This is a genomic window from Bacillus sp. AP50, from assembly GCF_040492675.1.
Lineage (GTDB): Bacteria > Bacillota > Bacilli > Bacillales > Bacillaceae_G > Bacillus_A > Bacillus_A cereus.
In genome coordinates, this window is sequence record NZ_JBEUTW010000070.1 from 1 (window position 1) to 25816 (window position 25816).

Here is a 25816-nt window from a genome sequence, read left to right on the forward strand (position 1 = left end):
ATATATATGTATGTCTAGTTTCGCTAAAAAAATAAAAATAATTATGAGTTTAGTATTGTTTAGTGTAGTTATTTTTAGTTTATCGAATAGTGTAATGGGGGGCCAATTAGATGACATATTAAATAAACGAATTTCTGATTTTTCCCATGATAATGGAAGTGGTAGATTTACATTATGGGAAGCTGCTTTTAAATATTATTTATCCAATCCATATATCGGAATTGGTGCGTTTAACTTCTCGAATTATTATGAGTATCAATTTAATGAAAAATTATATGTACACAATACATTTTTAGAAATTTTGTCTGAGTCGGGTACAATTGGTTTTCTTCTATATAGTGCGTTTTTATTCATATTAATGTTTAAGTTAGCGCAGCATACTTTGTTTCGTGAAAAACCATACCTTCTATTGACTATGATTGCATTTTTATTTCAGATGATGTCATTGTCACTCATTATTAACGAAGCGTTCTTTTTATTTTTAGCAGTTGTTGTGAAGTATATTTCAATATATGAAGGAAGGGGAAAGATAGATGGTAAAATGTCTATCAGCACATAATAAGGCGCCTCATGTTTCTGTAATAACACCTTCTTATAATAGTAGACGATTTATAGGTGAGACAATTTTATCTGTACAGAATCAATCGTATGAAAACTGGGAAATGATTATCGTTGATGACTGTTCAACCGACCAATCTGCCGCAAAAATTAAAGAGATAATAGAAGGAGACTCACGTATTAGGTTATTATCATTAAAAGAAAATGTTGGTGCTGCTAAAGCTCGGAATTTAGCGATTCGAGAGGCGAGAGGAAGGTACATTGCCTTTTTAGATAGTGATGATATATGGTTGCCACATAAATTGAAGACACAATTGTTATTTATGGAAGAAATGAATATTGCTTTTTCATATGCGTCGTATAGTTTAATTGATGAAAATGGTAATGAATTAAATCGTGAAGTGAGTGTACCAAAATCTGTTGACTATCATTATTTAGTAGGAAATACAATTATCGGGTGTTTAACGGTGATGATTGATCGTGAAAAAATTCCGTATGTCGAAATGCCTAGTGTACAGCCGGAAGATACAGCGTTATGGCTGAACTTATTACATGAAGGGCATGAAGCAAAAGGGATACAGCAAGTATTAGCGAAGTATCGAATTGTAGCAAATTCTGTTTCGAGAAATAAAGTTAGAGCAGCTTTTCGGTATTGGAAATTATTAAGGGACCAAAAAAGTCTTAATGCAGTGCAAAGCTTTTACTATTTTAGTAAGTATGCTTATCATGCTTATAAAAAAAATAAAATCAATGTAGTTGGGAAGACGCAATTATGAATATACTGTTGATGACTGATAAATTGATAACTGGCGGAGCCGAAAATTATTTCTGTAAATTAGAAAATAATTTGCATTATGAGGATTTTAAGATTTATACAGCTGCAGGTGATGGAGAACTATATGAATCCCTTACTAGAAAAGAAAATTTTATCTTACTTAGTCGATGGAATCATTTGAGAAATATTTATTATTTACGAAACGAAATTTGTAAACGAAAGATAGAACTTATTCATGCAAATAGTTTGCGAATGGTATTATATGCTTTTCTACTTCAAAAGTTTATTAAAAAAAAGATGAAAATTGTTTATACGAAACACAATGTAACGATATTAGAAAAGAAAATGCCAACGCTTTTTCGGTATTTCATGAATAAATATGTGAACAATATTATTACAGTAAGTGAGTTTGAAAAGAACAATTTAATTTCAATTCATGTAGCAGAAGAAAAAATAAATACAATTTATAACGGTGTTGATATTGAAAAGTTTTTATTCCAGCAGAAAAAGAAAGAATCTACATATAAAATAGGGATATTAGCTAGATTATCCAAAGAGAAAAACCATCAACTATTTGTCAAAATTGCAAATGTATTGAAAAAGAGAAATGATTTTATGTTTTATATTGCTGGTGATGGACCAGAGAAAGAATCGATTATGAAAGAAATAGAAAAATATGGATTGCAGCAAAGGGTGAAGATGCTAGGGAATATTTCAGAGCCGCATGAGTTTATAGGGAATATGGACGCCTTACTTTTATTATCTTTTCGTGAAGTGTTTCCAATGGTAGTAATTGAAGCGATGGCTACAGGGACACCAATTGTTTCAATAGATGTTGGTGGAATACATGAAGCGGTAATAGATGGAGAGTCAGGTGTTTTGATATCTGAATATTGCGAATCAGAATTCGCAAGTGCGCTTGAGGAACTACAAGGGAATGAAGAAAAGGTAACTGCTATTAGATTGAAAGCACGAGAGAAAGCAATGAGATATTTCTCGTTAACTAAAATGATAGAGGAAACGAAAAATATATATGAATTAAACAAATGACCGAGTAGGTCGTTTGTTTTTTTTATTATAGAAACTTTTAAGAGACAACTCACATATTATATGAAAAAGGTAATATGAGGAGTGAATTTATTTTGTCAGAATATATTTCATCCCAAGAAGATTGTGCGCCAGAAAGTAGCGTTCATATTGATTGTTTTGGCGTAGTTCCAAACTCGGGAAATGATAGCTCATTAGCAATTCAGCAAGCTATTGATTATTGTGTAGCGAATCGAATTTCGACGGTTAGAATTACAGGGATAAATACGTACAAAATTGTAAAGCCGATTGTTATTAAATCAAACGTAAGATTAGAGTTGGATCCTACCGTAACACTGCAAATTGATGGGGATTTTAATGCATTTGAGCTACAAAGTAACGCTTCGATAGTTGGTGGTACTCTTCAAGTTATAAATCCATTGTTTCAATCTGCTGTTATTTATGTTTCTGGTTCACAACAAATCGAAGTACCTAATCAATCTGTTATATCAAATATAAATATAATAAATACAACTCCATCGTATAAAGGAAAAGCTATACATTTTTATTGTCAAAAGGCATGGGATTTTATTAGTTTCTTTCAAGTTAAATTTATTCAAATTAAAAACTTTCAAACTGCAATACATTTGAAGACAGAATATATAAATGATATCAATACACCTTGCTGGATTAACGCCAATGTATTTCAATCTATATTTATTGATGGATGTGTGTATGGGATTGAAGTAGATGGAAATAGTGATTTGCCAAATGAAAGTTCAGGAAATACGTTTCATGATATTCAAGTGCAATGTAGACAACAAACGGAAAAAGTAATTCGTTGTTCAGGTGCGTATAATACATTTGATTGTATGATCTGGGATACGTACCGGATGAGTAGTGAACAAATTGTTATTGAATTTTCTTCCAATTCTCATCGTAACTACCTTTTTTCAAATCTGCTTTCGACAACTATTGTAGATAAAGGACAATACAATGTTTGTAAGTCTACTTATGAAGAATCCCTACGAATTCAGTTACCTTTGACGTTAAATAGACCTCATTTAATAGGAAATCAAGATGATATTTTAGTAAATGCTCAGCAGAAATATAACGTTAAGCAAGTAAGTGGAAAAGTGCCGTACGGGGGAAATCTCACAAATTGCTTTAATTTAATAGATGAACAAAGTGTAAACTATATTGACGTTCCAGATAGTAATCCAGTTGTAATTGAAATGGATTTTACGAAAAAACCAATACAAATGTTAAATTGTTTTGGAATGTATTTTGGATGGGGAGAGAGCCCAAAGAAAATTAAAATTGAATATGCATTAAGTGCAACTGGAAGTTGGGTTATCGCGTTGGATGTTCCATTAAATGTTGGCGATACAATTATATCGAATATGAAGGCCAGTCAGTTATATAAAGTTAGAATTACATTAAGTGGTTATTCTCAAGATCATAAACGTTTTCGAATTAATCGTATCTTTGCAAGATCTTCTATGGAAAATGGGAGTGCTTGGTTAGCGACGACTGGCGGAAGAATGTTTGGAGATATTGAAATAGAGGCAAGTAAAGGTATAATCATGAAGACTGCTAGTGGAGTGAAATGGAAAGTTACTATTAATGAAGCTGGCCAACTTATTACGACTAAAATAACTTGAGATGGTGTTTAATCGTATATCCTTGGACGAGTTACAACGTAGTGGGATATAGGTAATGAAAAAGAGATTGTAATTTGGTTTCAACCAAACTACAATCTCTTTTTTGTTTCAATTACTTCCACCAAATCCAAGTCCAAAGGTAATTTCGTACATTTCGAGGAGTAATGCGAATGAAGCGTTCACCGTCAAAGAAGCAATTTAAATTTGGAAGTGCTTCATCTGGATTTTCTGGAACAAAGGTGACGATGTTTTCGTTACTTGTAACGGTTACTGTAATTGGTGGGTCGGTAGGCGAGACTTGAAGTTGTAACGAAATATTGGCCGTATTTTTAAAGGGATTATTAACAGGGGGGCTTATCACTTGTACTGTGAATAACACGATAATTGTTTCGTTTGGTTCCAAATTAGTAGCGACTAGGAAACCGATATTCGGATTCGCTAGTGGAGAGCGTTCACCGTTAATAAAGACAGTGCCATTTATAAATTGTAAACCTGCTGGAATAGTATCTTGTAACGAAATATTTGAGAGTGAAATTTCAGAAGTATTTGTAATGCGTACCGTGTAATCAAAATATTGATTTAAATAAGCTGAGCTGACGGAAGCATTTTTCGTGACTGTTGCAGTTATAAATTGAACTGGTATACGAACGATATTTGAATTAACAATGAAAGTAATAATTGGATCCTGTGGTGTCAACTGAAAAGCAGCGGTAACTGTTGCAGAATTTATAATTGTACTGTTTGAAGGAATAGAAGTTGCGAGAACTTGAAATGTTATAGTTGCTACTGTACCTGCAGATAAAGAACCAATATTAATACCAGTGTCTGGACGAACATTTGGAACGGGAGTGCCGTTAATGGTTACGCTGTTTTCTATAAATGTTGTACCAGCTGGAATTGTGTCTATAACAGAAGTACTGATTGTAGGAATTGGGGAATGATTGAATACCGCTAATGTGAATGTAATGATATCTCCTATAACGACAATAGATTTGTCAGCTGTTTTTTCAATGCGAACCATCGGATCAATAACTGTCGTTGTAACGGTATTTGTTTGTTTTGTAATTGTAATAGGTGGTTTTGTTGGATCAATGATAACGGTATAGGAAACAGAAGCATCATTATTAATTGTAGATTGAAGAGTAGAAGAAGATATTGTCACTTGGAACGTAATAATAACAAATTCATTAGGAGCAAGATTTCCTAACGTAATACCATTTTCAGGATTCTCATTAGGCTGATTGATTCCGTTAATCGTAACACTACCAGCAACAAAAGTCGTATCTATTGGTACGGCGTCTATGGCAAGAAGGTCTTCAATCGTTACATTACCGCTATTCGTAATCGTAATTGTATACGTTAAAGTTTGACCAGGTAAGGCGTTTGTTACATCAGCAGACTTAAAAGCAATGACATTATCATTTTGGACAGTAGTTTTGACAGTATTTGTTGTAGTCGTATTTGTAACAGGTACGTTATTTGGGTTGACTATATAGTTAAAAGTAGTAATTGCGTTGTTGTTTAGTTCATTTGGTGTTGGAATAGAAGTCACAGTTACTTGGAATGAAACGATAGCATCTCCACCAATAGTTATAGTACCAATTGGTATGCCGCTTACTGGATTCACTCCTGGAAGAGTTTCTCCGTTTACAATGACGCTATTTTCTATAAACGTAGTACCTTGAGGAATAATATCTTGAATGATTACATCATTTACTGCAACATTACCGGTTTGATTTAGTGTAATCGTATACGTTAACGTATCACCAACCGTTGCAAATGCAAGGTCAACAGCTTTATTACTATTCAAATTCGCATGATTAATTTCTGTTAAAGCAGCTGATGAAATAATAGTTTCGGTAACAGGTGGTCGATTTGGTACCGTGTATTCATATTTAATTGTACTCGTGTTAGAGATTGGATTTGTTTGTGGAATCGAAGTAACCCGTACTTGGAATAGAATGGTTGCTGTCGTATTAGGCGGAATGTTATCAATTTGTATACCGTTAAGTGGATTGTCATTTGGCCGAGCGTTGCCATTCACGATAACACTATTCTCTATAAAGCTCGTATTTGCTGGGATGATATCTGTAACAATAATGTTTTCTACTTGTATATTCCCATTGTTTGTAATGGAAATAGTGTAAGGGATAATAGTTTGTAGGTCAGCATATTGGATAGGTGTTGTTTTTGTCGCAATTACATTAGCAGAAATAACTTCAGTGAAGGTAATATTGCTAGTGGATATTTGTTCTTCCACGTTTATTGTATAACGAGAAGTTGATTGATTTTGAACATGGCCGCTAGCAGGAAGAGCTACGACGGTAACAGAAAATGTGACTGGGATAGAAATATTAGGGGCAATCGTTCCTACAAGTATACCTGCACTTGGGTTGGCATTAAGCTGAGGAATGTTATTTACTAAAACGCTACCGTCAATAAAGGTTGTTCCATTAGGAATATTGTCTGTAAATACAACAGCAGTGGCATCCGTATTCCCTGTATTCGTTAAAGTTGTTGTATAAGTTAAAATGTCACCAATCGTTACAGAGGTTAAATCAACAGTTTTAAGTGAAACGATGTCAGCATCATTAATTTGAACAAAAGTAGTATTGGAAGTAGTAGATTTTTGAATTGGTGCAAAGTCAGGATTGAAAATAAAGTCGTAGACGACGTTTGCAGTATTAGGTGTTGGATTTACAGCAGGTAAATTCGTAACGGAAACTTGGAATGTTATTGTAGCCATTTGACCTGCTGCGACATTAGGAATGGAAAAGCCGATATTCGGATCTGCTGCAGGAAGTACAGTATTATTAACTACTACACTTCCTGGAATAAATACTGTTCCATCCGCTATAGTATCTGTAAAAAAGATGGAGTTAGTTGTAGCCGATCCATTATTTTGAATGAATACTGTATATTCAATGGTTTCATCAATGTTAGCTAATACAGTATTAGTGGACTTTGTAGCAATAAGAATAGCATCAATAAATTGTATGTTTGTAGCATTGGAAGAGGTCGTTTCTGAAATTGGTGGTGTGCTTGGGTCTGGTCGATACTCATAGTGAATGACGGCGATATTATTAATGTTATTTTGTGGCGGTATAGAGACTACGCTTACTTGGAACGTAACAATAATCGTATTATTTGGAAGAATTATATCAAGATTGATACCTGTAATTGGATTTTCGTTAAGTCTTGGTACGCCATCTACAAGAATGCTATTTGGAACGAATGTGGTGCCAGAAGCAATTGCGTCAAGTAGGAGAGTATTTGTAATAGGTATTGTACCAGCGTTTGTAACTGCGACTGTATATGTGATGATTTGACCGATACGTGTAATGGATCTGTTAGCGGATTTAATTGCACTAACATTTGCCGTCCGCACTTCAGTATTTACTGCATTTGATAACGATCTACGCTGAATAATTTGAGAACTAGGGTCAATTTGGTATTCGTACGAGGTGTCTGAAATATTAATGACTACATTGCCAACTGGTATATTTGTAAGTTGTACTTGGAATGAAATAGTGACTGTTTCATTTGGTTGTATCGTGCCGAGAGTTACTCCGTTTTCAGGATTAGCGCCAGGCTGAATTACATTATTTATTGCTAAGCTATCTTCAATAAATATAGTACCTTCTGGAATGTTATCAATGAACACGGTATTGTTAGCTGGAACGGTTCCTATATTTTGTAGTGTATTTGTGTAGGTAATAATTTGCCCAATTGATGCGAAAGTTACATCCGCGCTTTTAACAGAAATAATATTTGCGTTTTGAAGTGATGTTGTAACAATGTTAGAATTTGCAGAGCGATTCACTGGTGGGGCTGTAGGGATACTTACATATTGGTAAGTTGCTGAAGATTGATTTACAATTTCGGTTTCAGTAGGTGGATTATTTGTTTGCACTTGAAATAGTATCGTTTTGGAACTGTTTGCTGGAATTGTTCCAATCGGTATTCCGTTTTCAGGATTTAGACCTGGCTGAAGGACACCGTTAATTGTGACACTATCGGGAACGAATGTAGTCCCAGCTGGGATAGAATCTGTGAAAACAATATTTATTGTGTCAACATTACCGATATTTTTCACTTCAGAAATATAAAGTATAGTTCCGCCAATATCTACAGTTGTTGGATTGGATGTTTTTGTAATTGTCAATTGTGCTTGCACGAAATTTGTAATGACGATATTACTAGTAGATGTTTCAGTAATAGGCGGTTGCCCTGGGTCTGGTTGGATTGTATATGTTGTATTGGATTGATTTGTAATCGATTCTCGCGAGAATGAATCTTTAATAAGAATTTGGAACGAAATAAGGTGAGTAGCGTTTGCTGCTAAGGTAGGTAAAGTAACACCTACATTTGGATTGGCACCAAGTATAGCTGTTCCATTAAGTGTAAAACTATTTTCTACGAATGTAGTATCTTGGGGAATCGTATCTGAAAATATGAGATTCGTAGCTGGAATATTTCCGGTATTTTCCAGTGTTATTGTGTAAGTCAAAATATCACCTGTTGTTGTTTGAGGTGCATTGACTGCTTTTAAAGAAAGGATAGTTGCATCCGAAATTTGTGTGAAAGCAGGATTAGACGTAATTGTTCGAGAGATGATAGGAGCAGTTGGATCGGCGATAAAAGTATAGTCAATACGGGCTGTATTAGAAATTGGGTTCACGCTTGGTATAGATTGAACGATAACCTGGAATGTTACAGTGACGATTTCTGACGGTGTGATGGAGTTTAATGGTATTTCTACGTTAGGATCGGCACCTGGAACAGAAACACCACTAATGGTAACGCTATTCGGAATAAATGCAGTTCCTTCTGGGACCAAATCTGTTAAAGTAACTGTATTTGCAGTAGTATTTCCGTTATTTTGAACGACTACTGTGTAAGTGATTGTACCGTCAGTAGATTGTACGAGAGAATCTGTACTTTTAATTACGGATAACGATGCATCAACAACAGCTGTATTAACCGTATTAGACGAGGATGTTGCTGTAACAGGAGGTTGACTTGGATCGACAATATACGTGTAACTTGTAAGTGCTTGATTTATAATCGCTCCTTGCGGTGGAATAGAACTTGCAAGAAATTGGAACGTAATAGTAGCGGAATCACCTGGTGCGATAATACCAACTGGAATACCGAGAGTTGGACTTGCATCTGGAAGTGAAATCCCGTTGAGCGTAACACTATTTGGAACAAATAATGCTCCTTCAGGAACTCCGTTAATGAGTAATACAGAGTTTGCAGGGAAGTTTCCAGTATTCGTTAATGTTGCTGTATACGTAATTACATCCCCGATAGATACAATTGAACGATTTGCTTGTAAAACAGTTGTAACAGTCGCGTTATTAATTTGTGTTGAAGCGCTATTAGAATTTATTGTGCCTGTAACAGGAGGAGAGGCCGGATCAACGATGAATGCGTATTGAATAGATGCTACGTTTGTAATCGGATTTGAAGGTGGAGTAGATTTAACTATGACTTGGAAAGTAACGGTTAAGGAACTACCTGCGCTAACTGTTCCGATATTCACTCCGTTATTTGGATTTGCGTCTGGAATGGTACTTCCATTTACAGCAAAACTATTTTCAACAAAGGTCGTTCCAGTTGGAACTGGGTCTGAGAAATTTACATTCGTAGCGTTTGTATTGCCGTTATTTTGAATCGAAACTGTATAAGTGATCGTATCTCCAATATTTGCAAAGGCTGTATTAGCAGTTTTTACAGCTGAAAGTATGGCTGTATTAATAGAAGTAACGAAGACATTCGTTTCCACATTGCCAGGCTGAGCCAGTAATGCATTGCCTACGTTATATTGGAAGTTAACAAATCCTAAGTTTTGGAGTTCAGGTGTGAACGTTGTTGGATTACTTACGATTTGTACTTGGAATATGATTGTAACAGTTTGATTTGGACTGATTGTATTTATGCCAACACCGTTAATAATCGAAGCGGATGGTAATGGAGTGCCATCAACAATAACTGATCCTGCAACAAATTGTGTCCACGATGGTAAAGGGTCTGAGAATATAGCGTTGTTAGCAGGAATATTGCCTGTGTTCGTAATAGTCGTTGTATACGTAATCGTATCACCAATCGTTGCAAAAGTTTTATCTCCTATTTTAATAGTATTTAAAATAGCACTTTCAATTTTTGTTGTAACGTTGTTAGAAATAATATTTTTTGAAACTGGAGGATTAGCTGGATTAACGATATGTTGAAAGCTAACGCTAGCTTGATTAGTAATTGGATTTATAGGCGGAATTTCATTGGCGATAATGTGAAATGCTACGATGACAGATTCGTTTGGCGCGATATCACCGATTGGAACGCCTGTAATGATATCTGCATTTGGGATGCTAGTTCCGTTCAGTGTAAAGCTATTCGGTTCAAAGGAAGTTCCGTCTGGAATAAGGTCGGTAAAAATAACATTCGTTGCACTCACATTTCCGCTATTTGTAATTGTAACGGTGTAGGTAATATCCTGCCCGATATCTACCGTAGATACATTTGAATTTTTTTGTGCAGTAAGGATAGCGCTATTAATTTGTGTTGTCGTTGTATTAGATTGATTGGAAGTTGTAATAGGTGGCTGGCTAGGATCAACGACATAATGATATGTGGTAGAAGCAGAGTTAGAAATGGGATTAAGTGTTGGAAGTGTAATAACAGTTGCTTGGAATGTAACGATTGCCGTATTACCACCATTAATGGAACCAATATTTACACCAGTTGATAAATCGGCGTTTGGAATGGTTTGCCCATTAGCTGTGAAACTATTTGGAACGAAACTTAAATTGCTATCAAGAATATCGATAATAGTTACATCAGTTGCGGTCACATTCCCGGTATTAGGAAGGTTAAGTGTAAATGTTATTGTATTACCAACATCCGCAAAAGTAAGATTTGCTGTTTTGGTGCTAATAATAGTTGCGTTGTTTATTTGAAGGAGTGTAGTGTTGGAAGTAGCTGCACTTGAAACGGGAGGATTAACAGGATCAACAGTAAATTCATACGTCGTTGATGCTTTATTTGGTGCTGGGTTACTAGGGGGAATATTGTTTACTGTAACTTGAAAGACGATGCTATATATTTCATTTGGTGGAAGTGTTGCAAGTAATACACCTGTATTTGGATCCGCGTTAGGTTGTAAAACGCCATCGACAGTTAATGTGTTAGGAACAAATGTGAGTCCACTTGGTAATGCATCTGTGAATACAATATTAGTTGCATCGGTATTGCCTACATTGGTAATAGAAGTAGTATAAAAAGCAGTTTGCCCGATATCTGCAAAGGATACACTTTCATTTTTGGTCATAGATAATATGGCTTCTTTAATTTGGGTTGAAACAGGATTGCTAATTGAAGTTTCTGCTTCAGGTGGTGAGACTAATTGATACGATGTTGATGAGAAATTTACAATTGGGTTTGCGGTTGGTAATGATGTTACAGTAACTTGGAACGAAACTGTTACTGTAGTCCCGGCTGTTATTGTCCCAATATTCACACCGTTCGATGGATCCGCCCCGCTTTGAGGAACTCCATTAATAGAAAATGTGTTTGCAATAAATGTAGTGACGCTTGGTACGGTATCTGTAAATATAACATTTTGTGCGGATGAGTTTCCATTGTTTGTTAAAACGACAGTATAAGTGAGTGTGTCTCCAATACGACTAAAGGATTTATCGACTTGTTTTAATGAAAGAATGTTAGCTGTATTAATCGTAGTAAACACTGTGTTTGAAGTAACGTTTCTTGAAACAATAGGTGCATTGGGATCAGCGATAAATGTGTAAGAAGCAGTAGCGGAATTGGCAATAGGATTTTGAACAGGGGTAGAAGTAGCGGTCACTTGAAATGCTATAGATATTGAACTGTTAGGGGCAATTGATCCAATCGTTATGCCTGTATTAGGATTCAATCCAATTTGTGTGAGTCCATTTATTGTAACGCTATCAGTAATAAATGTTGTACCATTTGGTATAAGATCCGTGAAAGTAATATTAGTTGCATTTGTATTACCGTTATTCGTTAAAATTGTCGTATAGGTTATGGTATCGCCTAGTGTTACAAGGGTTTGATCGACCGATTTTACCATCGTTATCATAGCATCTAATACAGGATTTGTAGCAATATTCGTTGAAGTAGAGGTAGTAGCAGGAGCGCTGTTTGGATCAACAGTATAAGAATATAAAATTGTGTCATTACCCATAATTGAACTGGAAGGGGAAACGGAAATAACATTTACTTGGAAAGTAACAGTTACCGTTTCACCAGGAGCGATATTTGGTATATTTACTCCAAGTGCTGGTTGCGCACCAGACTGCTGAACGCTATTTATTGTGACTGAATTTGGTATAAAGGTAGTGTTAGCTGGAATAGCGCTTGTGAAAGTAATATTAGTTGCGGCTGTATTTCCGGTATTTCTAATAGTAGTTGTATACGTAATCGTATCTCCAACTGAAACTATAGATTTATCAGCACTCTTTTTTGTTGTTAAAATTGCACTATTAATAGTTGTCGAAACCGTATTAGATACATTCGTTTGCGATACGGCAGGTTGGCTAGGATCGACCACATGTGCAAATTGTACAGAGCTAGAATTAGAAATTGGATTTATACTTGGAATGTTTGTAACAAGTACGTTAAGAGTAATCACGGCCGTTCCATTTGGTTTTATATTTCCAATCTGAATTCCGTTAGCTGGATTTCCGATTTGCTGTGTACCAGAATCGTTTGTAAGAGTGCCAGATATGAATGTCGTTCCATCAGGTAAAGTATCCGTAAAAATTATATTTTGTGAAGTGACATTTCCAGGGTTACTTAATGTAATTGTATAAGAAATTGTATCGCCAATTGTTGCGAAAGTTGTATTTACAGATTTGATTGCCACAATTTCCCCAGAATTTATTTGTGTCGAAACCGGATTGGACGTCGTACTTCTTGAAACGAGTGGTAAGTTTGGACCTGTCATAAATTGATAATTAATGGAAGCGCTGTTTACAACCGGTGAGTTTGGTCCGCCTGGTCCAAGTGTGAAAATTGGATTTGGAATGCTAACTACTTGCACACGGAAGGTAACGTTTATAAAATCTCCAGCAATAATATCCCCAATCGGTATCCCATTCGCTGGATTTACTCCAGGCAATAAAACTCCGCCTACTCGAACGCTATCTTCTATAAATACTGTGTTATTTGGAATCGGATCTGTAAAAATGATATTCGTAGCAGTTGCGTTTCCTATATTATCCAATAAAACAGTATACGTTAAAAATGAATTTCCAGGTGCTACGTCAGAAAATAGTCGATCTACACTTTTCGTTGCTTGAATAATCGCTTCGTTAATTTGAACTAAAGTTGGATTACTTGTAGCTGTTTCTATCACCGGCGGATGGGTAGGATCAATAATGATCGAGTATGTTGTGCTAGATTGGTTCAAAGTTGGGTTTGTAGCTGGTATTGAGCCAACGATAGCTTGAAAGCTAATTGTTGTCGTTCCTCCAACTGGAATTGAGTCTAAAGAGATTCCGCTATCTGGTCTAAATCCAAGTTGTGGGATTGTATTAATTTGTACGCTATCAGGAACGAATGAAAGTTCAGGTGGTAATATATCGATAAAAACAGGTGTGTTTGCTGAAGTATTTCCGCTATTGGTGAGGATAGTTGTATACGTAATTGTATCTCCAACAGCAGCAAAAGCACTGCTTGCAGTTTTTGTTGCGATAACGGAAGCAGTATTTACTTGTGTAAAAGTTTTATTAGATTGAACTGTTCGTGAAACTGGCGGTTCATTTATATCTACAATAAAGCTATATTGAAGCGATGATTTGTTCGGGATTGGATTCGGGTTTGGAAGTGTTGTAATGTTTACTTGAAAACTGAGTGTAGCAGATGCATTTGAATTCAAGTTACCAATATTGATACCGTTTTGTGGATTTGCATTAGTAATAGTTGTTCCATTTACCGTAAAACTATTTGGAATAAACGTTGTACCATTTGGAATTACATCTGTAAAAATAACATTGTTTGCGGTAGTATTACCGGAATTAGTAATGGTAGAAGTGAAAGTAAGTGTATCTCCAATAGTAGCGAATGTTGAATTGACAGTTTTATTTATAGAAAGAGTAGCATCAATAATTGGAGTAACCGTTGTATTCGTAATTGTACTATTGACGGCAGGTGATTGGTTGGGATTCACGGTATATTCATAATTTACAAGAGCATTATTTGTTAATGTGCCACTAGGTGGTATCGCTAAAATTTGTGCTTGAAAAGTAATGAATACAGTATCTCCTGGCGAAATATCTGCCAAGTGAATACCAAGTGATGGATCTAATCCTGGTTGTGGGACATTATTGATCGTTACGGAGTTTTGGATAAATGAAGCTCCTGCACCAAGCCCATCCGTTAAAACAGTCGCACTAGCAGGAGTATTACCTGTATTTGTTACTGCAATCGTATAGGTAACGATATCGCCAATTGCAGCTGTCGGTGTATTCACAGACTTAGTAGCGACAATAGTAGCGTTATTAATTTGAGTTGTTATTACGTTACTTAACGTATTGGCGGATGCTGGAGGTAAGTTAGGATCTACGACGTACTGGTACGTTGTATTGCTTTGGTTCGGGAGTGGATTTGGATTCGGGATAGAATTTACTTGTACTTGGAACGAGATGAGCGTATTTGCATTCGGATTTATTGGATCAATGGCAATTCCACTTGCTGGATTTACATTAGGCAGTGTATTCCCGTTTACAGTAACACTATTAGCAATAAATGATGTCCCGTTTGGAATTACATCTGTAAATATTACATTTGATGCAAGTGTGTTCCCGTTATTCGTTAAAGTAGTCGTGTACGTAATAATATCATTTACGTTAGCAAACTGTTTATCTACCGATTTAGTAGCGACAATTGAGGCGTTATTAATAGTTGTCTGTACAGTGTTAGAAGCAACCATCTGCATCACAGCAGGTTTGGATGGATCATACGTATATTGGAATGTTGTGCCTGATTGATTTGTAATTGGATTTACAGCAGGGATAGTTGGTACAAAAACTTGGAATGCAACGGTGCGTGATGAATTCGCTCCTATTGTACCAATTGAAATGCCGGTAGCAGGATTTGCGTTAGCTACAGGGACATTATTAATCGTTACAGTATTAGGAATGAAGAGGGTACCCGCTGGAATGATATCTGTAAACGTTACATTAGCAGCAGGGATATTCCCGTTATTTGTTAAAATAGTCGCATATAGTATGACATCACCAACATCAGCGAAGTTTGTACTCGTTAGTTTTGTAGCAACGATATTAGCAGTATTAATTTGTGTAGTTACTATATTGCTAGCAGCGTTTCTAACAAGAGCAGGTAAATTTGGATCAGCGATAAAGCTATATTGAAGTGAAGCGCTGTTTTGAATTGGGTTTGGTGAAGGTAGCCCATTTGCACTTATTTGAAAAACAATCGTTGTAAAACCACCTGAAGGAATGGAGCCGACTTGAAGACTGGTACTAGGGTCTGCACCTAGTTGTAAAGCACCACCTATAAAAATACTATTTGGTACGATTGTGGTGCCATTAGGGATTATATCGGTAACAATAACATTATTTGCTATAGTATTTCCAAGATTAGCTAAATAAATTGTATATGTGATTGGTTGCCCGACATCGGCGATAGTTAAATCTACTTCTTTGACAATCACTACATTTGCTAAATTAATTTGTGTACTTACAGTGTTACTTACAGATGTTTCTACAGTTGGTGGATCGCCCGGATTTAGAATAAAACTATACTGTGTACTAGATGAATTTAATGTTGGGTTTTGTGTTGGTAAAGAGGTGACGGTTACTTGATAAGAGACAGTAAGTGAGCCATTAGCAGCAATGGAAGGTAGTGGAACACCTATATTTGGATCTGCGTTATTTTGGAGTACACCATTAATAAGAAAAGTGTTTGGAATAAAGGTAGTACCGTCTGGATTCGTATCTACGAAAGTAGGACTATCAGCAGAAACACTTCCTGCATTCGTCAAAGTAACAGTATAAGTTAATATATCCCCTACGGTAGCGAACGCTCGATCCACTGTTTTGGCTGAAATGACATTTGCATCGTTTACTTGAGTAAATGTAGTGGTTGAAGTAGTGTTCTTACTTACAGGTGAAGCGTTTGGATCAACAATAAAGTTATAGGAGATGGAAGCGCTATTTGAAATAGGGTTTGGATTTGGAATGCTAGTTATTACTACTTGGAATGAAGCTGTAATTGTAGTATTAGCATTGATGCTACCAATATTGATGCTAGCTGGTGTAACGCCTGGTTGAGTAACACCGTTAACTATAACGCTATTTGGTACAAAGGCGGTTCCATTCGCAATTGAATCGGATAGTAATACATTGTTCGCTGCAACATTCCCATCGTTAGTAAGAGCAAAGGTGTAAGTTAATACATCGCCAACTTCCGCAAACGTTTTATCTACAGATTTATTAGCATGGAGATTTGCTAGTCTAATTGTTGATGTAACAGAATTAGAATTTGCTGTCTTTGAAGTCGGTGGCAAATTTGGATTTACAGTATATAGATAAGAAGCGAAGGCATTATTAATGATAGGATTTTGGGTCGTAATATTGATGACTGTTACTTGGAAAGAAAGGGTAAAAGTAGCCCCGCCAGGAATTGTACCGATAGGTAAAGCGACGAGAGAATCTACATTTTGCAAAACTCCGTTTAGTGTTATAGTACCAGGAGTTAATATCGTTCCATTTGGAAGTGGGTCTGTTAGTTGAACGCTATTAGCGGCCGCATTTCCACTGTTTGTAATAAGAATTGTATAACTTATCGTTTCGCCAATTGTGGCAAATTGTTTGTTAGTTGATTTTGTTAATGTTACATTCGCATTGTTAATTTGAGTGGAAACGAGATTAGAAGAAATGTTTTTTGTAACGGGTGATTGGCTAGGGTTGACGGTATATTGATAAGAAGCACTTGATCCGTTAGATACGACATTTGACGCGGGTATTGTATTTACTACTACTTGAAATGCAACATTTTTTGTTGTGCCGCTTGGGATGGATCCAATATTCACGCCGTTAGCGGGATTTGCGCCCACTTGTGTCGTGCCATCTATTGTTAAACTGTTTAGAACGAAAGTTGTTCCAGTAGGGATGACATCTGTAAAAATAACATTGTTCGCATTTGTATTACCTGTAGCTGTAAAGGAAACGGTGTACGTTAGTGTATCACCAATATCTGCAAAATTTTTATCTACTGCTTTCGTCATTGTTACAGTAGCATTATTCACTTGAGTGGAGACAATATTTGTCTTATCAGTCCCACTTACTGCTGGTTGATTAGGTACAGGAATGTATTGATATGTTGTTGTTCCACTATTTAATATTGGGTTTGTTTGAGGGATAGAAGGAACGAGTACTTGGAATGAAATAGTAGTAGTGGAATTTGCGGCAATTGACCCAATTGATATACCATTAGCGGGATTTGCGCCAGCTTGAGTAACTCCGTTCACAGTTACACTCCCTGGAATGAAAGTAGTCCCGCTAGGAATCGGATCCGTATATATCACATTCGTTGCAGCGATATTTCCTATATTAGCTAAGGCAATACTGTAAGTTAATGTTTCACCAATATCGGTAAAAAGTTTGTTAACTGATTTTGTTCCATTAATATCTGCGAGGTTAATTTGTGTTCCAGCAGAGTTGCTTGTTGCAAGACCATTAAAAGTTGTTCCTCCGGCGATTGGTGTATATTGAAATGTAATATTAGCAGTGTTAGAGATAGGATTTTGACTTGGAAGAGAAACGACAGTAGCTTGGAAAGTTACTGTACGAGAAGCACCATTATTAATTGTTCCAAGAGATATACCAGCCGCAGGATTTGCATTTGTTTGTGGTACGTTATCTACTGTTACAGTGCCGGGTATAAAAGAAGTACCGCTAGGGAGACTATCTATAAAAATAGCGTTATTGGCAGGAAGAAGCCCGGTGTTAGGGATAGTAACTGTATAAGTGAGAATATCTCCAATTGCAGCAACACTTTTATTCACGCTTTTCGTCGCTTGTATATTTGGTGAGTTTATATTAATTTGTAAGCCTACTGTATTTAACATATATGCGTCTCCGTTAGTAGTTAAACGGATTGCGGCGGATACTTGTGAGTTTGTTAAATAAGGAGAAATATCAATGGAAGTAATGTCCCAGCCCTGTCTTCCTGCGGAGATGTTTGTACTTGTAGAAGCACTTTGATTTCGCGTTCCGAATGTCCCTGTTGTATCTAAGTTTCCTGCAACATTATTAACTTGAGAACCGAAGAAATTATTTATAGCATTGTTTGGTCCAGATAAAGCATTTAATGAACTGAAATTTGGTCCAAATAAAGCTTGATCCCCGGTTAAATCTGCATCTCCTTCGGTAGAACTTAAAAATAATCTCCCGCTTACTGGTCCTCCTGAAGGTGTTAAAAATCCAGAAACAGATACATCGGCACTACCAGTTTCTGCAGAAACACGGTTACCAGCTACATAAATGGTTAAGTTTCTTGCAGGTAAGGAACCATTTTGATAAGCGACAATGAGCGTCCATCCAGAAGAATTGATAGCCCCATTAGAAGCATCTAAAGGATCAACAAGTCCAGGGACAGAGCCGGTTGTATAAGAGCCAGATCCAGCAGCTTGAACGAGGGATGTTACATCTGCAGATCGTGTATAGAATCCAAATGTGACAGATCCAGAAACGAAAGTTTGATTTGAAGCTGTAATAGCCGAAGGGGTAATTGAGTATGTTGACACAGGTGTTGTGAAAGAAACAGGATTCCCTAAAATACTCGTAATGTTTTGATCACGAGATAAATAGTTTCCACCCCAAACGAGTTCTGCGTAAAGAATAGTACTACCAGCAGGGATATTTAAAATAGCGGTAGAACTATTTTGTGTATAGTTTAACGTTGTACCTGCAGGAAAAGTAGGTACTTGTAAAGCAGTATTCGTAGTTACGAATGCACCAATTGCACCGATTGTACCAGCACGGTTTTGATTGCTAATTTTACTTAAGCCTAAAGTATTACCTGTAATAGCGAGTGCGCCGTTAGTGGTGGTAGAAAATCGATTCGTAATGGGCATGTTGTCACCTCATTTACAATATAGTCTTGGTCAAAATAACATATGTGTGTGACAAATAAAGCGAAACATGTACAAGTTGATTTCGTAATAATGATTTAAATGTCTAGATAAGGGGATGGAGTATGATTGAATTAGAAATTAGGTTGGAGCGTCTTAGGGAAGAACAAATAGGCGATATTGTAGCATTATCTTCTTATATTGGCTGGGATTATAACAGAGAAGAAGTTGAAACAATTTTTAACTCAGGTATTGTATACGGCGTATGGAATGAGAGAAAAAAACTTATTGCTAGCGCAGCAATAATATTATATGGGGAGGCGTTGGCATCTATCGGAATGGTAATTGTACATCCAGATTATAAGGGGAGAGGGATTGGAAAGATAATAACGGAAGCGTGCGTTAAAAGCGTATCAGCTCATACTCCAATTATGCTGATTGCTACGGATGAAGGGAAACCTTTATATGAAAAGTTAGGATTTAGGGCAGTAAGTTATGTTTCTAAATACATATGTAACTCATACAATGCGAAAGATTATTGTGTAAGAAATGAAGATTATGTGATGAATTATGAAGAGGGTGATTTAGAAAAAATAATAAAAATAGATGAATATGCGTTTGGAACAAATAGAAAAGAGTTTTTAAAGAAAAGAATTGTGCAAAGTGAGCAGTGTGTCGTTGTAAAGGATACGAAAGAAAATGTAGTAGGATACGGTATAAGTATACAAACGCCAGAAAATAAAATAATAGGACCAGTCGTTGCTAAAAATAATGAGATGGCAATGAGAATAGTACATGATTTAGCAAGAGGGCATAATGGAAAATTAAGAATGGATGTACCAGAAGGAAAGAACGATTTCATGAAAGAATTAGAGATTGCTGGTTTTAAAAAGGTGAATACACCACCAATTATGATGAAAAATAGTAATCGGTTATTAAAAAGAAATAGTGAACTATATAGTATTGCAGCGCAAATTTTTGGATAAAAAAGAACCCTTTTAAATGAAGGATTCTTTTTTGAGCCAATTTAATCACGATATTGGTCATGAGTCGGCTGAAAGAGGTCTTCCTCGATATCTCGCACCATAGAAAAATGATCAACGTTATAATGACCGTGTAAAGTTTTATTGTGATGACCAATAATTTGTTCTGCAGACAATACGTTAGAATCAGTTGTTGAATGACCGTTTTTAATTAATGTAACGTCAAATCCTTGTACAGTTGCTGTCCTAACGGCAGTGTCAATGCAATGTTCTGTTTTACATCCGCCTATAACAATATGATTAATGTTTTCTTCTTTTAAAAGTTCAAGTAAAGAAGTACCGTAGAATGAATTGGTTGCTGCTTTATTAATAAAGATTGCAGACTGGGGTACTTGAATTTGATTATGTACTTCAAATCCTTCGCCACTACCAGAAGCAACATCGATATCTCTTACGAAAACAATAAGAGCATTTGAATCTATTGCTTTCTGGAGGGCTATATTTAGTGTAGATAATAGCTCGGTTTTACGAAAAACTTCATTCTCTTGCTCATTTCCATCAATTAATTCTTGCTGAGCGTCGATAATTAATAGTGCTTGTTTCATCGTGTCTCCCCTTTAATATGAAATAAGTTCCACTGTACATATTCCTTCAGATTATTAGAAAATCCTCCATTGTAAGAGAAGTAGAAGATTGATTTACAAAGTTGTCAAAGAAATTTCATTCTCATGTAAGAGAAGTAGAAGATTGATTTACAAAGTTGTCAAAGAAATTTCATTCTCATAGCGTGTAAAAACATGTATGATAGGAGATGGAGAATTTTTGAGTAGGTGGGAATAACATGCAAACAGTAGAAGATTATCTTTCATTCTTACATACGAAAGGATTTAAATTATCAGAGGAAGCACAAGGGTTTATTATGTTTGGACAAGGATATACTGGTGCGTCTGATGGGATTGTGAACGCAGCAATAGAAGCGACAATTAAACATCAATTGCAGTTTGATGGTAGTTATTTCGTTGCGTTATTAGAACGATTGAAAGAGGAAGAAATTACAGATAAAAAAAGAGCTAAGGCTTTTATGCGGAAGTTACAAGCGTAACTTCACGCAGCCTGCGCTTCTTTTTTTGTTTTGGAAGGTAATTCAACAAAAATCATGCCTAGAAAAATACATAGACATCCGATAATAGCAGAAATAGAAAGTTGTTCATTTGCAACGAGAACGCCTGTTAATGCAGCAAAAACGGGCTCCATTGCGAAAATAATTGCTACCCTCGTTGGAGAAGTGTGTTTTTGTGCCGATGTTTGAATGAAAAAAGCAATAGATGTTGCAAACAGGGCAGTTAGAAAGAGTGCGAATAAAAAGGATTGATTCGTCCATAGTGATACTGAAAATAACTTTTCCCAATCTTCAAACAAAAAAGCGCAAATAGAAGAAAATATACCAACAGCTAATACTTGAGATGTGCTTAATAATAAAGGTGATATTTTCTTAGAAAAGAAGCCGTTAATAAGAATATGGGCAGCGAAAGCGACTGCACAACCGAGAACAAGTATATCTCCTATATTTAATTGGAAAGAATCAGCAGCTGTTAATAAGTATAAACCTGTTGTAGCTACAACAATACCAAGTACGATGAAAATGGTAGCTTTTTGTTTTAAAAAGATAAAGGATAAGATTGGGACCATAACAATGCTTAGCCCAGTTAAGAAACCTGCTTTTGAAGATGTTGTATAGAGTAAGCCAAATGTTTGCAATAAATAGCCGACAAATAAGAAGAACCCAACTATTAATCCGGCTAAACTACTATGTTTTAATTCTTGTTTTGAAGTTTTCTGTGAGAAAATAATTTGAACGAATAATAAAATAATTCCAGCGAATAAAAAGCGAATACCATTAAACGTAAATGGACCAACGAAAGACATAGCGTTTTGAACGACAACAAACGTAGCTCCCCAAATAAAAGAGACAAATAATAAAGCAAGAGGAGCAATCCACTCTCTTTTCACACTCATACCCCCGTTAATTTTGTAAGATAGCTTTTCTAGCTAATTCATCAGCTACTTTATTTTGATTACTTGGAATCCACTTAATAAAAAAGAGATCGAAGTTTTTTATGTACTGCAGTGCTTCATCTAAAAGAGGTGCAAATATTTTATTTTTTGCGTATTCTTTTTCAACAGCCCGTTCGACAAGCTGCGAATCTGTACGAAAAGAGACAGTGCTATAATTATGCTCGATGCAATATTTTAATGCTAGAAGTAAAGCGCGGTATTCTGCTTCATGATTGGACATTGTTCCAAGTGGTACTGATAATTGTACAGGCGGCTGAACGCCTTTAATAAACACTCCTGCACCAGAAGGACCAGGATTTCCTTTTGATGCACCATCAATATATACTTCAATCAAAATGAGAAACCTCCAAATTATAAGATTATCCCCTACTTAAATATTTTTTTGAAGTAGGGGATAGGGTAGTTATCCGATTGTGATGCTGTAACGACATGTAAATGTTTCATTCGCTTGTAAAGATTGAATTCCCTTTTTGTCCTTGAAATCTTTTGCTGGATTTACTTCATCAGCGATTCCATACCAAGGTTCAATACATAAGAAAGGTGCGTTATCCCCTGGTGTCCATACGCCGACAAATGGAAATCCATCAAATTCTACTTTTACAAATTTATTATGTTTATGAGAACGAATCGAAATTTCATTCGTATTCATATGTTCAAAAATAAGTGCATCATTTTTGAATAAATCGTATGTAAGTGGCAATTCAGTCGTATTTTCAGCGATTAATTGCTTTTTGTTTGAAAGATAAGGTCCTTCTAATACGCTTGTTTCTAAGCGTTCCGAACCATTAAACGATAAGTGATAATCTGTAAATGATTCACCGTCCAATAAAGGGAAATTGAATCCAGGATGTGCTCCGATTGAGAAGAACATTTCTTTAGAAGTAGGATTGTTTACTTCATATGTTACATGAACACTTTGTCCATCTAGCTCATAAGAAACGAGTAATTCGAATTCGTATGGGTATTTTTTTAATGTTTCTTCATTACTAGTAACGATATAAGTGATCTTTGTTTCGCTTTGTTCTTTCACAGAGAAAGTAAGATCACGAGCGAAACCGTGTTGTGTTAATGAATATGGTTTACCGTCTACGTAGTATGTATTATCTACTAATCGACCGACAATTGGGAACAAAATTGGTGCACGGCGTCCCCAATAAGTAGAATCACCTTGCCATAAATATTCTATGTTGTCTTCTTTTAAGCGAACGCTCTGTAATTCTGCACCTTTGTCAGAAATGGAAACGATCACTTTTTCATTTTGAATTGTTGCTGTCATGAAGTGAAACCTCCTAAATCTTTCATATGTTTCATTATACGTTGTCTAAAAGGAAAAAGGTAGTTTATGATAGGAAATCTATTGACGAAAGAGGGGCTACCACGTAAAATATAATCTTGTTGCTAAAAAAAAGAATAACGTGGTTCGAAACCATCCCACGTAAAAAAACTAAGGAGATTTTGTCATGAATATTAGAACATTAGTCGGTAATGGTATTTTAGCGGCATTATATATTGCTGTTTCTATGCTTATTCAGCCATTTGGCTTTACAAATGTACAGTTTCGTATTTCAGAGATGTTTAATCATCTCGTTGTATTTAACAAGAAAGCAATTTACGGAATTGTATTAGGTGTATTTTTAACGAATCTCTTTTTCTCACCTATGATCGCTTATGATTTAGTATTTGGAGTAGGCCAATCTATTCTTGCATTAGTTGCAACGATTATTTCTATGCGGTTTATTAAAGGTGTTTGGGCTCGTATGATTTTTAATACAGTTATCTTTACGGTTACAATGTTTATGATTGCAATTGAACTTCATCTTGCATTTGACCTACCATTTATGTGGACTTGGTTAACATGTGCAGCAGGTGAATTCGTAGTAATGGCGATCGGTATGCCTGTAATGTACTGGATTAATAAGCGAGTACAATTTGAAAGATTTATGTAATAGATGAAAGAGCTATTCCTTATATAGGATGGCTCTTTTTGTATGTGATTATATTGAATATAATACTGTGACTCTTGATAAAATATAATAAAATAAAGTGAGGCTTCAATTAGCCGGATAAATAAGAAGTCTTACATAAGGGGAATGTAGTATGAAATATAAAATTCATTGGTTGTATAAAACGAAGCGCGGATTGCAGACGGAATTAACAACAGAGTATATGAACATAGAAGAAGTACTTCAATTTGCAGAGGATTTTGAGAAAACAGGAAGAGTAAAAGAAATTTCATTTTATGATGAAATGGACGCAGAATGGTCATTAAAAGAGATGAAAAAGTTAAGTAAGCAAGTAGAGGAAGATCCCCAAGAAATACTCGTTTATTTTGATGGGGGGTATGATGTGCAAACGAAAGAAGCTGGCGTTGGTATATGTGTGTATTATAAAAAAGGAAATACAAACTACCGGATTCGCCGCAATGCATATATAGAAGGTATATATGATAATAATGAAGCGGAATATGCATCGTTACTATACGGTATGAATATACTCGAGGAATTAGGGATTAAGTATGAAGCAGTCACACTTCGCGGTGATTCTCAAGTTGTACTGCAGCAATTAGCCGGAGAATGGCCTTGTTATGATGAGCATTTAAACCATTATTTAGATCAAATTGAACAAAAGGCGAAGCAAATGAAATTAAAACTTATATGTGAACCAATATCTAGAAAACAAAATAAAGAAGCACATCAATTAGCTACGCAAGCATTGGAAGGAACAGTTATTGATAGTCATAAAGAAATAACTGAATAGAGAGGTGCAAAGGTGGATAAAAAGCAACTCATTACAGAGGTAAATGACTTATTAGAAACGTATTGTGAAGGATGTTTCTTGCGAGAACATAATCGAAAGACAAATAGTAAATATTATGCCCATTCATTTTGTATACGGCAATGTACAGTTGGAGAAACATTGAAAAAGTATGGAGAACAGTTGTCATGAAAAAACATCCAGAGAAAATTCTCTGGATGTTTTTTAGTGTCTTGCTTCGTTTAGTTGATGCTCACATTTATTTAATTTCTTTTCCTCATTCATTAAAAATGGCTCATCTAAATCAGTTGCAACAGATTTCATAATTTCAAGCTGAGAGCGAGCTGCTTCTACAGCAGTAGTAGCATGCTCTAATGTATCTGGATCCATTGAAATTGTTGCTGATCCTACCATTTTTTGTGCTGTTTCTACACGGAATTTCACTTCTTCAAAATCATTTACTTCTGATCCCATTAATAATTCCTCCTTTGTATAGTGCGCATTTCACATAGTTTTTGCTCTGTAAAACGGAAATATACAAAGGAATAACAAAGGAGGTTACCAAGTAAGGCAACCTCCTGTTATATATTGGATTAAAGTTTTACTACGTTAGCAGCTTGAGGTCCGCGGTTACCTTCAGTAATGTCGAAAGATACTTCTTGACCTTCTTCTAAAGCGTTGTTAAACCATTTTACTTTTCCTTGCATGTTACAATTCCTCCTAAAAGCGTTTACTATTTTCATTTAGTGAAATTCATTAAAAAAATAATATAAACTAAAAATGCTATATTCTTGAATATTCTGCTAAATGATTAATTTAAATATACACGAATTGGGAG

Annotated in this window: 16 protein-coding genes and 1 riboswitch; of the genes, 9 read left to right on the top strand and 7 right to left on the bottom strand. The window is 35.7% G+C overall.

Translation table 11 applies throughout. The features are described 5' to 3' along the window. The 4 genes from ABWK52_RS07095 to ABWK52_RS07110 all read left to right on the top strand — a co-directional run. Window positions 1-559, top strand: a 559-nt coding sequence (locus tag ABWK52_RS07095; protein WP_335391115.1) for an O-antigen ligase family protein, incomplete at its 5' end; no start/stop codon positions are given. Next, the gene (locus ABWK52_RS07100; protein WP_000237694.1) at window positions 534-1334 is read left to right on the top strand and encodes a glycosyltransferase family 2 protein; all 801 of its coding nucleotides are present in this window, start codon (window positions 534-536) and stop codon (window positions 1332-1334) included. The genes ABWK52_RS07095 and ABWK52_RS07100, both read left to right, overlap by 26 nt. After that, the gene (locus tag ABWK52_RS07105; protein WP_001023684.1) at window positions 1331-2383 is read left to right on the top strand and encodes a glycosyltransferase family 4 protein; all 1053 of its coding nucleotides are present in this window, start codon (window positions 1331-1333) and stop codon (window positions 2381-2383) included. The genes ABWK52_RS07100 and ABWK52_RS07105 overlap by 4 nt, the downstream gene beginning before the upstream one ends. A gap of 92 nt (window positions 2384-2475) precedes the next feature. Next, window positions 2476-4023 (top strand): hypothetical protein, encoded by a 1548-nt coding sequence (locus ABWK52_RS07110; RefSeq protein WP_141537355.1) that lies wholly within the window; start codon window positions 2476-2478, stop codon window positions 4021-4023. 112 nt (window positions 4024-4135) lie between these two features. On the opposite strand, the gene ABWK52_RS07115 is transcribed toward ABWK52_RS07110, so the two are convergent. Further along, window positions 4136-19168, bottom strand: coding sequence for a DUF11 domain-containing protein (locus ABWK52_RS07115; RefSeq protein ID WP_098541412.1), 15033 nt, complete (start codon window positions 19166-19168; stop codon window positions 4136-4138). A 122-nt stretch (window positions 19169-19290) separates the two neighbouring features. Here ABWK52_RS07115 and ABWK52_RS07120 point away from each other — a divergent pair, with 122 nt between their 5' ends. Then, window positions 19291-20151 (top strand): GNAT family N-acetyltransferase, encoded by an 861-nt coding sequence (locus ABWK52_RS07120; RefSeq protein ID WP_098434668.1) that lies wholly within the window; start codon window positions 19291-19293, stop codon window positions 20149-20151. 41 nt (window positions 20152-20192) lie between these two features. Here ABWK52_RS07120 and ABWK52_RS07125 read toward each other — a convergent pair whose 3' ends face one another. After that, on the bottom strand, window positions 20193-20753 hold the full coding sequence (locus tag ABWK52_RS07125) for a cysteine hydrolase family protein (RefSeq protein ID WP_000806320.1): 561 nt from the start codon (window positions 20751-20753) through the stop codon (window positions 20193-20195). A gap of 236 nt (window positions 20754-20989) precedes the next feature. Here ABWK52_RS07125 and ABWK52_RS07130 point away from each other — a divergent pair, with 236 nt between their 5' ends. Next, entirely contained in the window at window positions 20990-21250 is a 261-nt protein-coding gene (locus tag ABWK52_RS07130) for a DUF6123 family protein (protein ID WP_098021166.1), read from the top strand. A 2-nt stretch (window positions 21251-21252) separates the two neighbouring features. Here the strand turns inward: ABWK52_RS07130 and ABWK52_RS07135 are convergent, their stop codons facing one another. The 3 genes from ABWK52_RS07135 to ABWK52_RS07145 form a co-directional block, all read right to left on the bottom strand. After that, the gene (locus ABWK52_RS07135) at window positions 21253-22158 is read right to left on the bottom strand and encodes a DMT family transporter (protein WP_000818085.1); all 906 of its coding nucleotides are present in this window, start codon (window positions 22156-22158) and stop codon (window positions 21253-21255) included. Between the two features lie 13 nt (window positions 22159-22171). Then, entirely contained in the window at window positions 22172-22558 is a 387-nt protein-coding gene (locus tag ABWK52_RS07140) for a reverse transcriptase-like protein (RefSeq protein ID WP_098021165.1), read from the bottom strand. Window positions 22559-22627: 69 nt separating this feature from the next. Further along, complete coding sequence (locus tag ABWK52_RS07145; protein ID WP_000127397.1) at window positions 22628-23500, bottom strand: aldose 1-epimerase family protein; 873 nt, start codon at window positions 23498-23500, stop codon at window positions 22628-22630. 133 nt (window positions 23501-23633) lie between these two features. Then, a riboswitch (PreQ1 riboswitch) is annotated at window positions 23634-23678 on the top strand. A gap of 6 nt (window positions 23679-23684) precedes the next feature. Between ABWK52_RS07145 and ABWK52_RS07150 the strand changes: the two genes are divergently transcribed. The 3 genes from ABWK52_RS07150 (at window position 23685) to ABWK52_RS07160 (ending at window position 25170) form a co-directional block, all read left to right on the top strand. Then, the gene (locus ABWK52_RS07150; RefSeq protein WP_001026477.1) at window positions 23685-24170 is read left to right on the top strand and encodes a QueT transporter family protein; all 486 of its coding nucleotides are present in this window, start codon (window positions 23685-23687) and stop codon (window positions 24168-24170) included. Window positions 24171-24321: 151 nt separating this feature from the next. Continuing rightward, the gene (locus ABWK52_RS07155; protein ID WP_000875554.1) at window positions 24322-24981 is read left to right on the top strand and encodes a ribonuclease H family protein; all 660 of its coding nucleotides are present in this window, start codon (window positions 24322-24324) and stop codon (window positions 24979-24981) included. Between the two features lie 12 nt (window positions 24982-24993). Continuing rightward, complete coding sequence (locus ABWK52_RS07160; RefSeq protein ID WP_000358801.1) at window positions 24994-25170, top strand: zinc-finger domain-containing protein; 177 nt, start codon at window positions 24994-24996, stop codon at window positions 25168-25170. Window positions 25171-25203: 33 nt separating this feature from the next. On the opposite strand, the gene ABWK52_RS07165 is transcribed toward ABWK52_RS07160, so the two are convergent. Both ABWK52_RS07165 and ABWK52_RS07170 read right to left on the bottom strand, forming a co-directional pair. Further along, complete coding sequence (locus ABWK52_RS07165; protein WP_000534392.1) at window positions 25204-25452, bottom strand: DUF2564 family protein; 249 nt, start codon at window positions 25450-25452, stop codon at window positions 25204-25206. A gap of 119 nt (window positions 25453-25571) precedes the next feature. Beyond that, window positions 25572-25685, bottom strand: coding sequence for a cold shock domain-containing protein (locus ABWK52_RS07170; protein ID WP_438825463.1), 114 nt, complete (start codon window positions 25683-25685; stop codon window positions 25572-25574). Between the last annotated feature and the right edge of the window lie 131 nt (window positions 25686-25816).